This window comes from Magnetospirillum sp. XM-1 (genome assembly GCF_001511835.1).
Lineage (GTDB): Bacteria > Pseudomonadota > Alphaproteobacteria > Rhodospirillales > Magnetospirillaceae > Phaeospirillum.
This window is the reverse complement of record NZ_LN997848.1, coordinates 768,029-782,459: the sequence shown is the minus strand read 5'-3', so window position 1 is coordinate 782,459 and position 14,431 is coordinate 768,029. Positions and strand designations below refer to the sequence as shown.

At 66.8% G+C, this 14,431-nt stretch carries 18 protein-coding genes; 12 read left to right on the top strand and 6 right to left on the bottom strand.

What is annotated here, in order from left to right; all coding sequences use genetic code 11:
• Positions 1-4 precede the first annotated feature (4 nt).
• From XM1_RS03825 to XM1_RS03815, 3 genes are all read left to right on the top strand, one after another.
• Positions 5-457: a methylated-DNA--[protein]-cysteine S-methyltransferase gene (locus XM1_RS03825; RefSeq protein ID WP_068437464.1), complete on the top strand. Its 453-nt coding sequence runs from the start codon at positions 5-7 to the stop codon at positions 455-457.
• Positions 454-1,431, top strand: a complete 978-nt coding sequence (locus XM1_RS03820; protein ID WP_068430014.1) for a quinone oxidoreductase — start codon at positions 454-456, stop codon at positions 1,429-1,431. The genes XM1_RS03825 and XM1_RS03820 overlap by 4 nt, the downstream gene beginning before the upstream one ends.
• A gap of 62 nt (positions 1,432-1,493) precedes the next feature.
• Entirely contained in the window at positions 1,494-1,871 is a 378-nt protein-coding gene (locus XM1_RS03815) for a hypothetical protein (protein ID WP_068430005.1), read from the top strand.
• 59 nt (positions 1,872-1,930) lie between these two features.
• Here the strand turns inward: XM1_RS03815 and rho are convergent, their stop codons facing one another.
• The 4 genes from rho to hemE form a co-directional block, all read right to left on the bottom strand.
• Positions 1,931-3,187 (bottom strand): transcription termination factor Rho, encoded by a 1,257-nt coding sequence (gene rho, locus XM1_RS03810; protein WP_068430002.1) that lies wholly within the window; start codon positions 3,185-3,187, stop codon positions 1,931-1,933.
• 202 nt (positions 3,188-3,389) lie between these two features.
• Complete coding sequence (gene hemJ, locus XM1_RS03805) at positions 3,390-3,827, bottom strand: protoporphyrinogen oxidase HemJ (RefSeq protein WP_068429999.1); 438 nt, start codon at positions 3,825-3,827, stop codon at positions 3,390-3,392.
• Positions 3,821-4,834 carry a ferrochelatase gene (hemH, locus tag XM1_RS03800; protein ID WP_068429994.1) on the bottom strand — a complete coding sequence of 338 codons (1,014 nt, stop codon included), beginning with the start codon at positions 4,832-4,834 and terminating at the stop codon, positions 3,821-3,823. Before hemH ends, hemJ begins: the two co-directional genes overlap by 7 nt.
• A 4-nt stretch (positions 4,835-4,838) precedes the next feature.
• Positions 4,839-5,879: a uroporphyrinogen decarboxylase gene (gene hemE / locus XM1_RS03795; RefSeq protein WP_068429990.1), complete on the bottom strand. Its 1,041-nt coding sequence runs from the start codon at positions 5,877-5,879 to the stop codon at positions 4,839-4,841.
• Positions 5,880-6,273: 394 nt separating this feature from the next.
• On the opposite strand from hemE, the gene XM1_RS03790 reads away from it, so the two are divergent.
• The 5 genes from XM1_RS03790 (at position 6,274) to dnaQ (ending at position 9,955) form a co-directional block, all read left to right on the top strand.
• Complete coding sequence (locus XM1_RS03790; protein WP_068429986.1) at positions 6,274-7,128, top strand: pyruvate, water dikinase regulatory protein; 855 nt, start codon at positions 6,274-6,276, stop codon at positions 7,126-7,128.
• Positions 7,125-7,715, top strand: a complete 591-nt coding sequence (locus XM1_RS03785; protein ID WP_068429983.1) for a nucleoside triphosphate pyrophosphatase — start codon at positions 7,125-7,127, stop codon at positions 7,713-7,715. The genes XM1_RS03790 and XM1_RS03785 overlap by 4 nt, the downstream gene beginning before the upstream one ends.
• Positions 7,712-8,551 carry a shikimate dehydrogenase gene (locus XM1_RS03780; RefSeq protein WP_068429981.1) on the top strand — a complete coding sequence of 280 codons (840 nt, stop codon included), beginning with the start codon at positions 7,712-7,714 and terminating at the stop codon, positions 8,549-8,551. Before XM1_RS03785 ends, XM1_RS03780 begins: the two co-directional genes overlap by 4 nt.
• Positions 8,548-9,183 carry a dephospho-CoA kinase gene (gene coaE / locus XM1_RS03775; RefSeq protein WP_068429978.1) on the top strand — a complete coding sequence of 212 codons (636 nt, stop codon included), beginning with the start codon at positions 8,548-8,550 and terminating at the stop codon, positions 9,181-9,183. Before XM1_RS03780 ends, coaE begins: the two co-directional genes overlap by 4 nt.
• A gap of 79 nt (positions 9,184-9,262) precedes the next feature.
• The gene (gene dnaQ, locus XM1_RS03770) at positions 9,263-9,955 is read left to right on the top strand and encodes a DNA polymerase III subunit epsilon (protein ID WP_068429972.1); all 693 of its coding nucleotides are present in this window, start codon (positions 9,263-9,265) and stop codon (positions 9,953-9,955) included.
• Positions 9,956-10,081: 126 nt separating this feature from the next.
• Here the strand turns inward: dnaQ and secB are convergent, their stop codons facing one another.
• Positions 10,082-10,555 (bottom strand): protein-export chaperone SecB, encoded by a 474-nt coding sequence (gene secB / locus XM1_RS03765; protein ID WP_068429969.1) that lies wholly within the window; start codon positions 10,553-10,555, stop codon positions 10,082-10,084.
• A 58-nt stretch (positions 10,556-10,613) separates the two neighbouring features.
• The gene (locus tag XM1_RS03760; RefSeq protein ID WP_068429966.1) at positions 10,614-11,084 is read right to left on the bottom strand and encodes an FxsA family protein; all 471 of its coding nucleotides are present in this window, start codon (positions 11,082-11,084) and stop codon (positions 10,614-10,616) included.
• Between the two features lie 67 nt (positions 11,085-11,151).
• Between XM1_RS03760 and XM1_RS03755 the strand changes: the two genes are divergently transcribed.
• From XM1_RS03755 to XM1_RS03740, 4 genes are all read left to right on the top strand, one after another.
• Positions 11,152-11,811, top strand: a complete 660-nt coding sequence (locus tag XM1_RS03755) for a Tim44/TimA family putative adaptor protein (protein WP_068429963.1) — start codon at positions 11,152-11,154, stop codon at positions 11,809-11,811.
• On the top strand, positions 11,808-12,986 hold the full coding sequence (locus XM1_RS03750) for a murein transglycosylase A (RefSeq protein ID WP_068429960.1): 1,179 nt from the start codon (positions 11,808-11,810) through the stop codon (positions 12,984-12,986). The genes XM1_RS03755 and XM1_RS03750 overlap by 4 nt, the downstream gene beginning before the upstream one ends.
• Before the next feature lie 74 nt (positions 12,987-13,060).
• Positions 13,061-13,825, top strand: a complete 765-nt coding sequence (locus tag XM1_RS03745) for a hypothetical protein (protein ID WP_068429958.1) — start codon at positions 13,061-13,063, stop codon at positions 13,823-13,825.
• A complete protein-coding gene (locus XM1_RS03740; RefSeq protein ID WP_068429956.1) occupies positions 13,822-14,412 on the top strand; it encodes a Smr/MutS family protein in 591 nt (196 codons plus the stop codon). The genes XM1_RS03745 and XM1_RS03740 overlap by 4 nt, the downstream gene beginning before the upstream one ends.
• Positions 14,413-14,431: the final 19 nt, after the last annotated feature.

Below are 14,431 nucleotides of genomic sequence, written 5' to 3'. Positions count from 1 at the left end.
CGCCATGCCGCAGCTTGCCTTCAATTCCCCCATCGGGCCGTTGGCCCTGTTCGAGGCCGACGGCGCCATCGTCGCCGTGGATTGGGGATTTCTGCCCGAAAACGACGAGACCCCCCTTCTGCTCAAGGCCCGCGACCAGCTGGAGGAATATTTCGACGGCAAGCGCACCACCTTCGACCTGCCGCTGGCCCCCCACGGCACGGCGTTCCAGCAGAAGGTCTGGGCGGCCCTGGCCAGGATCCCCTTCGGCCAGACCAAGAGCTACGGCGAACTGGCCGAGGAGTTGGGAACGGCGGCCCGGGCCCTGGGCGGCGCCTGCGGCCGCAATCCCATTCCGGTGATCATTCCCTGCCATCGGGTGCTGGCCGCCAATGGCGCCATGGGCGGCTATTCCGGCATCGACGGCATCGAGACCAAGGAATTCCTGCTGCGTCACGAGGGAGTCCCGGTGAAATGAAGACTTACGCCATCCGAATCCACCAGCCCGGCGGCCCCGAGGTCATGGTCTGGGAAGAGGTCGAGGTCGCAGCCCCCGCCGCCGGCCAGGTGCTGCTGCGCCACACCGCCGTGGGGCTCAACTTCATCGACGTCTATCACCGCACCGGGCTCTATCCTGCGCCGCTGCCCTTCACGCCCGGTCTGGAAGGTGCCGGCATCATCGAGGCGGTGGGCGACGGCGTGACGGAGTTCAAGCCCGGCGACCGGGTGGCCTACGCCAATCCGCCGCTGGGAGCCTATGCCGAGGTGCGCCTGATGCCCGCCGACCGGCTGGTGAAGCTGCCCGACGACATCGACGACCGCAAGGCCGCCGCCATGATGCTCCAGGGCATGACCGCCCAGTATCTGCTGCGCCGGACCTACCCCGTGCAGAAGGGCGACACCATCCTGATTCACGCCGCCGCCGGCGGTGTCGGCCTGCTGGTCTGCCAATGGGCCCGGCACCTGGGCGCCACGGTGATCGGCACGGTGGGGTCGGAGGAAAAGGCGGAGCTGGCCAGGACGCATGGCTGCGACCATCCCATTCTCTACAAGTCCGAGGATTTCGTCGCCCGCGTGCGCGAGATCACCAACGGCGAGGGCGTGCCGGTGGTCTACGATTCGGTGGGCAAGGACACTTTCCTGAAGTCGCTGGATTGCCTGCGTCCGCTGGGCATGATGGTGTCGTTCGGCCAAAGCTCGGGCAAGGTCGAGCCCCTGGACACCGGCCTGCTGGCCGCCAAGGGCTCGCTGTTCCTGACCCGGCCCTCGCTGATGGCCTACACCGCCAAGCGTTCCGATCTGGTGGACTCGGCCAACGAGTTGTTCGAGGTGGTGCAAAAGGGTGTGGTCAAGGTGGAGGTCAACCAGACTTACCCCCTGATGGAGGCGCCCCAGGCCCATCGCGATCTGGAAGGGCGCAAGACCACGGGCTCCACTCTCCTCTTGCCGTGAAGCCCCTTCCGAAAGGATAGTAGTCTCCGGGTTCGGGTTTCACCCGGAGTTGGAGGGAAGGCGTGTCCAAGATCGGCAATGTGATGGTGACGGTGGTCAGTCTGGCCTGGATGGCCTGGGCGGGCTGGGACCAGTTCGCCAACCTTCCCCAAGGCACGGTGGAGAACCATTCCTCCGACACCGTCAAGGAACGGCTGCGCGACTGCTCGGGCACCTTCAAGCAGCGCTATGAATGCAAGAACCAGGTGGTCATCGACACCGACCGCACCTCGTTCTTCAACATGCTGGGCCGTATCGCCATCGTGGTGGTACCGCCCATGCTGCTGGCCGGCGGCATCCATCTGTGGCGCCGGCGTTCCGACGACGACGGCCCCTCGGACGACCTGTTGAGCCAAAGCCATCGGCGCCATCATCGGCGTCGGACGTCCAGCCATCACTGAGCCAAAGAAAAAACGCCGGTCTTTCGACCGGCGTTTCTCGTTCAGGCGAACACTCGAAACTACGAATTCATCGCTTCGAAGAAATCGCCGTTGTTCTTCGAGTGCTTGAGCTTGTCCACCAGGAATTCCATAGCGTCGACCACACCCATGGGCATCAGGATGCGGCGCAGAACCCACATCTTGGACAGGATGCCCTTGTCGACCAGCAGCTCTTCCTTGCGGGTGCCCGACTTGGTGATGTCGATGGCCGGGAAGGTGCGCTTGTCCGACAGCTTGCGGTCCAGGATGATTTCCGAGTTACCGGTACCCTTGAACTCTTCGAAAATCACCTCGTCCATGCGCGAGCCGGTGTCGATCAGGGCGGTGGCGATGATGGACAGCGAGCCGCCTTCCTCGATATTGCGGGCCGCGCCGAAGAAGCGCTTGGGACGCTGTAGGGCGTTGGCGTCGACGCCGCCGGTCAGCACCTTGCCCGAACTGGGAACCACGGTGTTGTAGGCGCGCGCCAGGCGGGTGATGGAATCGAGCAGGATCACCACGTCGCGCTTGTGCTCGACCAGACGCTTGGCCTTCTCCAGCACCATCTCGGTGACCTGGACGTGGCGCGACGCCGGCTCGTCGAAGGTGGACGAGATGACCTCGCCCTTCACCGAACGGGCCATGTCGGTCACTTCCTCGGGCCGCTCGTCGATGAGCAGCACGATCAGGTAGACCTCGGGGTGATTGAGCGAAATGGCGTGCGCCATGTTCTGCAGCATCACGGTCTTGCCGGTGCGCGGCGGCGCGACGATCAGAGCGCGCTGGCCCTTGCCGATGGGGGCCACCAGATCGATCACCCGGGTGGTGAGATCTTTGCGGGTGGGATCCTCGATCTCCAGCTTCAGCTTCTCGTCGGGATAAAGCGGGGTGAGGTTGTCGAAGTTGATGCGGTGGCGGACCTTTTCCGGGTCCTCGAAATTGATGTTGTTGACCTTGAGCAGGGCGAAATAGCGCTCGCCGTCCTTGGGCGCTCTGATCTGGCCGTCCACCGTGTCGCCGGTGCGAAGGCCGAAGCGGCGCACCTGGCTGGGGCTGACATAGATGTCGTCGGGGCCGGGAAGATAGTTGGCCTCGGGGCTGCGCAAGAAGCCGAAACCGTCCTGCAGGATCTCCAGCACGCCGTCACCGTAGATGGGCGTGTCGTTGTCGGCCAGCTGCTTCAGGATGGCGAACATCATGTCCTGCTTACGAAGCGTGCTGGCGTTTTCCACTTCCAGCTCTTCGGCAAAGGCCAGGAGTTCGGCCGGGCTCTTCTTCTTCAGGTCCTGCAAATGCATGGGAAAAATCCGTTGAATGGATATTTCGCGCGATCGATCGGACTTAAGGTGGGACGGGTCCGGACGAGAGCGGACCGGCTGCCGATCAGGGACGGATACAGATGATCCGGCGCGAAAAGGAGGATGGTGGGAAACGGGCGTGTTGGCCGCCCTGGGATTTCGCTAGAGCATTAGCCAAAGCCGGCGACGCTGTCAAAACCTTTCAGAACGGCTTCACGATCACCACGATGACGATGACGATCATCAGCAGGGTGGGGACTTCGTTGATGACGCGGTAGAACTTCTCGGACCTTGTGTTGCGGTCCTGGGCGAAGCCGTCCTTGCAGCGGGCCAGGAAAAAGTGGGCGACGGTCATGCCGACCACGCAGGCCAGCTTGAGGTGAAACCAGCCCTGGGAAAACAGGCCCGCGTCCACCGCCATGACCAGACCCAGGGTCCAGGCCAGCACCATGGCCGGCGTCATGATCGCCTTGATCAGCCGGCGTTCCATGATCTTGAAGGTTTCCGACGCCTCGGAACGCGGCTTGACGCCGGTGTGGTAGACGAACAGGCGCGGCAGATAGAGCAATCCCGCCATCCACGAGATGATGGCGATGACATGCACCGCCTTGATCCACAGATAGGCCGATCCGCTCAGCATGCCGGACAGCTCCGTTGCAACAGTTTGCAGGCCTGGCCGTTGAACGCCTGCGGCCGGTGAATCACGTCGGCCAGTCCCCGGATGAAGGCGGGATGGCAGCCCAGCGCCGGCACCCGCACGTAAGAAGGGATGCCCAGCTGGTCGGCCTTGTGGCGATATTCGATGTCCAGTTCCACCAGGGTCTCGGAATGCTCGGAGACGAAGGCCACCGGCACGATCACTACCGGCACGCCGTCCTTTGCCGCGCGTTCCAGTTCGGCCTCGGTGCTGGGGCCGATCCATTCCATGGGACCCACCCGGCTTTGATAGCAGATGGACCAGTCCAGATCCTCGATGCCGGTGGCCCGCGCCACGGCGGCCGCGGTCAGCTCCACCTGAGCCTGATAGGGATCGCCCTTGTCGATCACCGATTTGGGCAGGCCATGGGCGGAGAACAGGATACGGGGCTTGCCGGCGCCAGCCGCCTCGGCGTGGCCGGTCCTGGCCAGATCGGCCATGGCCTCCACCAGCCCGGGTTCGGTGGGATAGCAGCAGACCATGCGGGTGGGCGCGACGAGGCCCTGTTTTTCCGCCTGTTTGCGCCATTCCTTGAGCGACGACCCGGTGGTGGTGGTCGAGAACTGGGGATAAAGCGGCAGCAGCACCACTTCGTCGGCGCCCCATTCCTTGATGGCGGAAACCGCCTCATAGGTGAAGGGATGCCAGTAGCGCATGGCGATGAAGCACTTGAAGCCGTGGCCCAGCACGTGTTCGAGGGCGCGGCCCTGCGCCTCGGTCTCGGGCACCAGGGGTGAACGGCCGCCCAGGATCTGGTAGATGCCGCGTGCCACCGGCGCCCGCTTGGCCGAGATGTACTTGGCCAACAGCCAGCGGATGGGACCCGGCGCTCCGATGATGGCCGGATCAAAGAACAGGTTGAACAGGAACGGCTTCACCGCCTCGGGCGAATCCGGTCCGCCCAGGTTGAACAGAACGACGGCCGTTTTTCTTCCCGCGGCCATGCTCATGATCTCAGCCCTTCCAGCCCTTCACCCGTTCGGCCAGCCGCGCCACGTTGTCCGGCGGGGTGGGCGGCGTGATGCCGTGGCCCAGGTTGAAGATGAACGGTCCCTTGGCCAGGGCTTTGAGCACCCGGTCGATGCCGGCGTCCAGCGCCTCGCCGCCCGCCACCAGCAGAATGGGATCGAGATTGCCCTGGACCGTGCATTTGGTCTGCAGTTCGGCCGCCGCCCAGTCCAGCGGTACCGAAGGATCGATCGAGACGCCGCTGACCTTGGTCTCGGCCACGTAGCGCTTGTAGAGATAACCTGCACCGCGCGGAAAGCCGATCACGGGGATGCCCGGCCGCTCGGCGCGGATACGCTCCACCAGGGCGCGGGTCGGCCCGATCACCCACTTTTCGAACATGTCCTCGGGCAGGGCCCCGGCCCAGGTGTCGAAAATCTGGATGGCTTCGGCACCGTTGTCGATCTGGCGGATGAGGTAATCACCGGTGGCCTGGACCAGCAGCGCCATCAGGCGGGCGAACAGCTCCGGCTGGCCGAACATCATGCCCTTGGCCTTGGAGAAGTCTTTGGAGCCGCTGCCCTCGATCATGTAGGTGGCCACCGTCCACGGTGCGCCGGCGAAGCCGATCAGGGCGGTGGTCTTGGGGATGGCGGCCGACAGCTTCTTCACCGTTTCATAGACCGGCGCGAGATGGTCGTGCAGGCCCGAGAGGTCGAGGGCGTTCAGATCCTCTGCCGAGCGAATGGGCGTCAACACCGGACCTTCGCCTTCCTTGAAGGCAACCTGCTGACGCAACCCGTCGGGAACCACCAGGATGTCGGAGAACAGGATGGCGGCGTCGAAGCCGTAGCGCCGCAAGGGCTGCAAGGTGACTTCGCAGGCGAGGTCGGAATTGTAGCACAGGTCGAGGAAGCTTCCGGCCTCGGCGCGGGTGGCGCGGTATTCCGGCAAATAGCGTCCGGCCTGGCGCATCAGCCAGAACGGCGGGGGAGTGAGGGTCTCGCCGGCGAGGGCGCGGAGGAAAGGCTTGGACGAGCTGGACACGGATATTTCCTCGCAGGCTGGGGATGGCTCTCTCTATCAGATTTTAAGGTTTAGAGAAAAGGTTGCTGTGGCTTGTTGATGCCTGTGGAAAACGGGGATTGGACCTTTTGCCTAAGCCATCCACAGACTTGCCCCGATTTTTCTCAAGTCGCGCGCCGCCTGTGGACGAGTGCGCCGCAACAGAGCCACCACGTTGTTTTTCCACGTCTTCGCCCGGTGGGGAAAATGGGGAAATCGGGTGTGGCGGAATGCAATTCACGCTATTGTCGGGAAGTGCGGAACGGTTTTGGACATGGGGGGATGTGCCTCCATGGAATCGGGGCGAGCGGGGAGCGTTTTTCCGCCTCCCGCCGGGACCCCCTCTTATCCACGGACTTGCGGGTTATCCACAGCCATGCGGAGCTTTCACCTTCATCTCGTTTCCGACGCCACCGGCGAGACGGTCACCTCGGTGGTGCGCGCCTGCCTCGTCCAGTTCGAGGGCGTGCAGCCCATCCAGCACAATTGGTGGCTGGTCCGCACCCAGGGCCAGGTGGAGCGGGTCATCGCCGGCATCGAGGACAAGCCCGGCCTGGTGTTCTTCACCCTGGTGGACGGCGCGGTGCGCGGCTTGCTGGAAGAGGCCTGCCGCCATCGCGGCATTCCCTGCATCTCGCTGCTCGACCCGGTGATGGCGGGGCTGTCGGCCTTCCTCGACGTGGAGGTCACCGCCCTGCCCGGCCGCCAGTACCAGCTGGATGCCGAGTATTTCCGCCGTATCGACGCCATGCAGTTCACGCTGTCCCATGACGACGGCCAGCTGATCGAGCTGGTGGACCAGGCCGACATCGTGCTGGTGGGGGTGTCGCGCTCGTCCAAGACGCCGACCTGCATGTATCTGGCCAATCGCGGCCTCAAATGCGCCAATTATCCCCTGGTGCCCGGCGTGCCGCTTCCGCCCGAGCTCGAGCGGGCCAAGAAGCCGCTGGTGGTGGGCCTGACCAAGGACCCCAAGAGCCTTTCGGACATCCGCCGCGCCCGGCTGCGCCTGCTCAACCAGGAAGAGGAAGCCGATTACGCCCAGTTCGAGAAGGTCAAGGAAGAGGTACAGCAGGCGCGCCGCATCTTCTCGCGCCTGGGCTGGCCGGTGGTGGACGTGACCCGGCGCTCCATCGAGGAAGCCTCGGCCGCCATCATCCAGCTCTACGAGCGCCATCTGGAAAAGAGCGGCGTCAGGAACGGTATCAAGGCGGAGAGCGCGCCGTCATGATCGTCCTGGCTTCGGGCAGCTCCGCCCGTGCCCGCATGCTGGCGGATTCAGGGATAGAATTCACCGTCGAGGTGGCGGCGGTGGACGAGCAGGCGGTCAAGGATTCGCTGGCCGCCGAGACGCGCAACCCCGCCCGGGTGGCCGAGGTACTGGCCGAGCTGAAGGCGGTGCGGGTGTCTTCGCGTCATCCCGGCGCATTGGTGATCGGCGCCGACCAGATGCTCGACTGCGATGGCGTATGGTTCGACAAGCCCACGGACGCGAAAGCGGCGCGCGACCAGCTGCTGTCACTGCGCCACAAGACTCATCGCCTGACCAGCGCCGTGGTGGTGGTGAGGGACGGAAGACGGGTGTGGCATCACACCGAATCCGCCAAGCTCACCATGCGCAATTTCAGCGAAGCCTTCCTCGACCGCTATCTGGAACAGGCGGGCGACGCGGTGCTGTCCTCGGTGGGGGCCTATCAGCTGGAAGGCCTGGGGGCCCAGCTGTTCCTGACGGTGGAGGGTGACTTCTTCACCATCCTCGGCCTGCCGCTGCTGGCCCTGATGGATTTCCTGCGCGAGAACGGAGAGCTGGTTCCATGATCGTATCGGGCAAGGCCAGACTGGCCGGGGTGCTGGGCTGGCCGGTCTCCCATTCCCGCTCGCCCCGCCTGCACGGCTTCTGGCTGGAGAAGCTTGGCATCGACGGCGCCTACCTGCCGCTGGCGGTGGCCCCCGAAAACCTGGAAAGCGTGATTTGCGCCCTGCCCCGCATGGGCTTCGCCGGCGCCAACGTCACCGTGCCCCACAAGGAAGCGGTGATGCGGCTGGTCGATCGCCTCGACCCCCTGGCGGCGCGTATCGGCGCGGTCAACACCCTGGTGGTCGGCGAGGACGGGGCGCTGGAGGGGCGCAACACCGATTCCTACGGCTTCTTCCAGAATCTGCGCCAGGGTTGCCCCGGCTGGGTGCCGTCCTCGGGTCCGGCGGCGGTGATCGGCGCCGGCGGCGCGGCGCGGGCCGTGGTGGCGGCGCTGGCCGATGCCGGGGTGCCGGAGATCCGCCTTGCCAACCGCTCGCGGGAACGGGCCGAGGCGCTGGCCGCCGATCTGGGCGGGCCGGTGCGGGTGGTGGAGTGGGCCGAACGGGCCGACATGCTGGAAAACTGCGCCCTGCTGGTCAACACCACCACGCTGGGGATGACCGGTCAGTCGAACTTGGATCTGGACCTTTCGGCCCTTCCCCAAACGGCCCTGGTCAACGATATCGTCTATGTGCCGCTGGAAACCGACCTGCTGGCCCGCGCCCGGGCGCGGGGCAATCAAGTGGTGGACGGGCTGGGCATGCTGCTGCATCAGGCGGTGCCCGGCTTTGCCGCCTGGTTCGGCCGGCGGCCCGAGGTCACCGAGGAATTGCGGAGCTTCGTCCTGTCGTCATGAAAATCCTGGGTCTCACCGGTTCCATCGGCATGGGCAAAAGCACGGCGGCCGCCATGCTGCGCCGCCTGGGCGTGCCGGTGCACGACGCCGACGCCACCGTCCACGGGCTGTTCGGCCCCGGCGGCAAGGCGGTGGCGGCGGTGGACGCCGCCTTTCCCGGCGTGGTCGGCGCCGACGGCGCGGTGAACCGGGCGGCGCTGGGCGCAAGGGTGTTCGGCGACGATGCGGCCCTGAAGAGGCTGGAGGCCATCGTCCATCCCCTGGTGCGCGCCGCCGAGCGCGACTTCCTGGCCCGGCACCGCCGCCATGGCACCCGGCTGGTGGTGCTCGACATCCCCCTGCTGTTCGAGACCCGTGGCGAGAGGCGCTGCGACCTGGTGGCGGTGGTCAGCGCCCCGGCCTTCCTCCAGGCCGCCCGCGTGCTGGCCCGGCCCGGCATGACGCGGGCCCGCCTCGACGCGGTGCTTGCCAAGCAGATGCCCGACGGGCAAAAACGCCGCCGGGCCGACGTGGTGATTCCCACCGGTCTGGGCAAAGGCCCGGCGTGGAAGCGGCTGAAGGCTTTGGTTCAGAGAATGCGGGGCTGCCGCCCCGACCCGCTTGGGGCCTTGGGCCCCAAACCCCATTCATGAATCAAAAGGGGGTCTGGGGCATAAGCCCCAGATGGGTTCGGGCGATAGCCCGATGGTTACTGGCGAAAGGCGAGAATCCATGCGCGAGATCGTGCTCGATACGGAAACCACCGGCTTCGACCCGCTGTCCGGTCACCGGCTGGTGGAAATCGGCTGCGTCGAGCTGTTCAACCACCTGCCCACCGGCAACGTCTTCCATCGCTACTGCAATCCCGAGCGCGACATGCCGGAGGAGGCGTTCAAGGTCCACGGCCTGTCCGCCGAGTTCCTGTCGGACAAGCCGCTGTTCGCCGAGATCGTCGCCGACTTCCTGGAATTCATCGGCGACGCGCCGCTGGTGATCCACAACGCCGAATTCGACATGCGGTTCCTTAATGCCGAGATGGCGCGGCTGGGCTTTCCGCCGCTGCCCATGAGCCGCTCCATCGACACCGTGCTGATGGCGCGCAAGAAGTTCCCCGGCGCCCAGGCCAATCTGGATGCGCTGTGCCGCCGCTTCGAGATCGACAACACGCACCGCACCAAGCACGGCGCGCTGCTGGATTCGGAATTGCTGGCCGAGGTCTATCTGCAGCTGATCGGCGGCCGCCAGCCGGGCCTCGAGCTGGGGGGCGGCAAGGGCAATGGCGGCAATTCCGCCGCCGCCGCGTCGACCGTTCAGGCCAAGCGCGAGTTCCGCGCGCCCCGGCCCCATGCCCCGACCGAGGAGGAAACCGCGGCGCACACGGCGTTCGTGGGCAAGCTCAAGAACGCCGTGTGGCTCAGGGAATAGTCGACCCATAGGCGAGCTGCCGCCCGCACCCGCTTGGGGCCCAGGGCCCCAAACCCCATTCATGAATAAAATGGGGTCCGGGGCATTGGCCCCGGATGGGTCTGGGCGATAGCCCAGTAGGCTTTCTCAGGCCTGACCGGCGGCCTGCTGGGCGTTCATCTCCTCCACGCGGGCGCGGTAGAGCTGGACGAAATCCAGGGGCTGCAGCAGCAGCGGCGGCAGGCCGCCATCACGGGTCATGTCGGCCACGATGTTGCGGGCGAACGGGAACAGCAGACGCGGGCACTCGATCAGCAGCACCGGATGAATCTGGTCTTCCGGCAGGTTGAGGGTGAACACGCCGGCATAGGCCAGTTCCAGGATGAACAGCGCCTTGCCTTCCAGCAGGGCCTCGACCTTGAGGTGCAGCACCACTTCGTAGGCGTTGGCGCCCACATTGGCGACGTTGACGTCCACGTGGATCGGAATCTCGGGGTTCTTGCCCTGCATCTCGATGAACGAGTGGGGGGCGCCGGGGATTTCGAAGGACAGGTCCTTGATGTACTGCATGTTGACCTGCAGCTGGGGCAGATCCTCGGACGGCGTCTGGGCGTCGGTCATGGTGCTCTCCGATGGAAAATCGTTCAAAGGGCTGGCAAGGGGCGTAGCACGGACACCTTTACGGCTCAAGCCGCTTGTGATCCGGGGACGGGGGCGGGCCGGATTCCGGCGGAATGATCTCGTATTCGCCGTCGATGACGGTGGGCCCGGACTGGGGGGCCGGTCCCTGGTTCGCCACCACCACGCGGGACGCCACCGCGCGCAGCAGCAGGACGCGCACCGGCCTGAACATCAGCAGCAGCGCCAGCCCGTCGGAGATGAAGCCGGGCAGCAGCAGCAGGAATCCGGCCAGCGCGATGCACAGCCCGTCGAACACCGCCGGTCCCGGCGGCTCGCCGCGTTCCATGCGGGCGCGGACCTCCAGCGCCATGCCCAGGCCGCCATGCCGCAGCAGGACCGAGCCGGCCAGGATGGCCAGCACGGTCAGCGCCACGGTGGCCAGTCCGCCGATGGAATCGGCCACGTGGATCCAGACCATGATCTCGGCCACCGGCAAGGTCAGCGCGCCGACCAGGAAAGCCCATGCCATGCTTGCTCTTTCTCCCAACCCGCCTTATGTCTTTGACTGGACTTGCACTCTACCCTGGACCGGCCTGATGAACGACGGCTATCACCTTCTCGACATCGTTTTTTTCGCCATGGTCGCCGCCTTCCTGGTGCTGCGCCTGCGCAGCGTGCTGGGCAAGCGCACCGGCGCCGAGCGTCCGCCCGAACAGTGGACGCCGCCGGATTCCGCCGCCGATAACGTGGTGGATCTGCAAAGCGTCCGCCGCTCGGCCTTCGAGCCGCCGGCCGAAACGCCCCTGGGCCAGGGTCTGGCCGCCATCCGCGCCGCCGATCGCGGCTTCGACCTGGACGTGTTCCTAGGCGGGGCCAAGGCGGCGTTCGAGATGATCGTCATCGCCTTCGCCCATGGCGACAAGGCGACGCTGCAGCCGCTGCTGGCCCCCGACGTGTACCGCCATTTCAGCGATGCCATCGAGGCAAGGCGCCAGCATGGCGAGACGCTGCAGACCGAACTGGTGGGCATCCGCTCGGCCGAGCTGGTGGAAGCGGGCATGGACGGCCGCTTCGCCGCGGTGACCATCCGCTTCGTCAGCGAGCAGGTCAACGCGCTGCGCGACGCCAAGGGCGAGGTGGTGGAAGGCAATCCCGAGCGGGTCATCGACGTGGTCGACCTGTGGACCTTCCGCCGCGACACCCGCTCCGCCGATCCCAACTGGGCGCTGGCCGCCACCCATACCCCCGAGCCATGAGGACAAGGGCCGCCGCCCTGCTGCTGGCCGCGTCCCTGGCCGGCTGCGCCACGCCGGAGCCGGCTCCCAGGCCGCCGCTGCCCGGCCCGGATCGCATGGTGCTGCAGCCCATTGCCTTTGACCGGCTGGCCGGCTGGTCCGCCGACGACATCGCCCGCGTGCTGCCCGCCCTGCAGAAGTCGTGCAACCGCATCACCAAGCTGCCGGTGGACAAGTCCATCGGCTTCGAGGGCGTGGGCGGCACCGCCGCCGACTGGTATTCCCCCTGCGCCGCCGCCGCCCGGGTGGCGGCGGGCGACCATGACGGCGCGCGCGCCATGTTCGAGACGTGGTTCACCCCCTGGCAGGTTACCAATGACGGCCGGGCCGACGGCCTGTTCACCGGCTATTTCGAGCCGGAGATCAGGGGCTCGCGCCATCGTAAGGGCGCTTATGTCCACCCCATCCACGGCAAGCCCAATGATCTGGTCGTCACCAAATCCGGGCCGGAAGAGCAGGCGATCGGCCGGATGGAGAACGGGCGGCTGGTGCCCTATCACACCCGCGCCGAGATCGAACGGGGCGCCCTGGCCGGCAAGGCCCCGGTGCTGGCCTGGACCGACGATCCGGTGGATCTGGCCATCATGCATATCCAGGGTTCGGGCCGGGTGCGCCTGGACGACGGCACGGTGATCCGCCTGGGCGTGGCGGGCAGCAACGGCCATAAATTCATCGGCATCGGCAAGGTGCTGAAGGACGAGGGCAAGCTGGGCGCCGACACCTCCATGCCCGCCATCCGCGCCTGGCTGAAAGCCAATCCCGAGGAAGGCCGCGCCCTGCTGGCCCGCAATCCTCGCTATATCTTCTACGGCCCCAATCCTGCCACCGACGGGCCCATGGGCACCGAGGGCGTGGCCCTGACGCCCGAGCGCTCGCTGGCCGTCGACCCCCGCTTCGTACCGCTGGGCGCGCCGGTCTGGCTGGACAGCGTCGATCCGGCGGGCCGGCCGCTGCGGCGCATGATGATGGCCCAGGATACCGGCGCCGCCATCAAGGGCCCGGTGCGCGGCGACGTCTTCTGGGGAGCGGGCGAAACCGCCTTCCAGATCGCCGGCAAGATGAAGAGCCCCGGCCGCCTGGTGGTGTTCCTGCCCAGGGCCCGGTCTCCCCGTCTGGCGCAGGCGGCCGAGAGGTAGGGGTTGCCTTCCGGGTCCCTCTTCTCCATCCTTCGCCCTGACATCATGATCTCACCGTGGAGAGGATCGCGGCGATGAGCCGGTTGCTGGCCGAGTGGCGCGAACGCAAGGGGCGCGAGGAGGAGCTGCTGCACGAGCAGCTGTGCGTCGCCATCCGCGGTGGCCAGGTCCAGGTCTACACCGATCCCCGCCTGCTGGACTTCCAGGGCTCGCCGGTGCATCAGCACTGGGATCACCTGCTGCCGCTGACCATCGAATCCACCCTGGCCCTGGTGATCCTGCTGGCCACCGGCGTCGCCACCGGCATCGTCGCCATGACGCTGTGTGTGCTGGCCCATCTTTACGGCAACAAGTACTACGTGGCGTGGCGCTTGAAGACTCGCGCCCTGGCCTATCTGATGGGCAATTACCAGCAATTCGTCACCCTGTGGCAGCTGGGCGGCATCGCCCTGGTGGTCAAGGGCGTCAACGAGGCGCCCTGCCTGGCGCCCAAGGGCGACTGGCGCAAGTTCATCCGCCGCAATCTCGGCGAGGGCGAGACCCAGACCCAGGCTCCCATGGCCAACGCTCCGGTTCCCGCCGGCCCGCGCATGACCGCGCCGCCCGCCCAGCCGGCGGCGCCGACGCCCGAGCCGGAAGCGGCTTTTGAACCGACTCCCGAACCGGCCCCGGCCATGGTGGTGGAGACCGCCCCCCTGGCCGACGCCATCCAGCCCGCTTCCGCCGTTGCCGTCGAGCCCGACATCGCGCTGGCTCCGCCGAGCCCCAAGCCCGGCGACCGCTGGGCCTCCGTCACCGACGAGGACCCGCCCCGCGACGAGGTCGTGCCCAGATCATGAGCCGGACACGTCTGGTCGAGCCGCGCCAGCCTCGCCGCCGGGCGGTCAGCGCCGACGAGATCCGCGTGTGGAAGGCGGTGGTGGCCGACGCCAAGCCGCTTCCCGGCCGTTCCGTCCCCACCGAGCCGCCGCCCGGCGCCGAGACCGGGCCGGAACCGGTGGCCTCGCCTCCCCCCCCCCCCGGCAAACCGCCGGTCCGGCCCTCGGCCCATCCCCCCGCGCCGCCCCGTCACGGGCATGGCGAGCTGCGCCACGGCAGCTCTCCCGGCCTGGACCGCCGCTCCGCCGAGCGCCTGAAGAAGGGCGAGATGGAGATCGAGGCCGATATCGACCTGCACGGCCTGACCCAGGACGCGGCCCATGCCCAGCTGCTGACTTTCATCCAACGCTGCTGGGTTCAGCAGCGGCGCTGCGTCCTGGTGGTGACCGGCAAGGGATCGCAGGGCCACGGCATCCTGCGCGCCCAGGTGCCGCGCTGGCTGAACCAGAGCCCATTGCGCGAACGCATCCTGGGCTTCTCCTACGCCCAGCCCCGCCACGGCGGCGACGGGGCGCTTTATGTCCTGATCCGCAGGCAACGGGCATGAGACGAAAGACGGACGATGA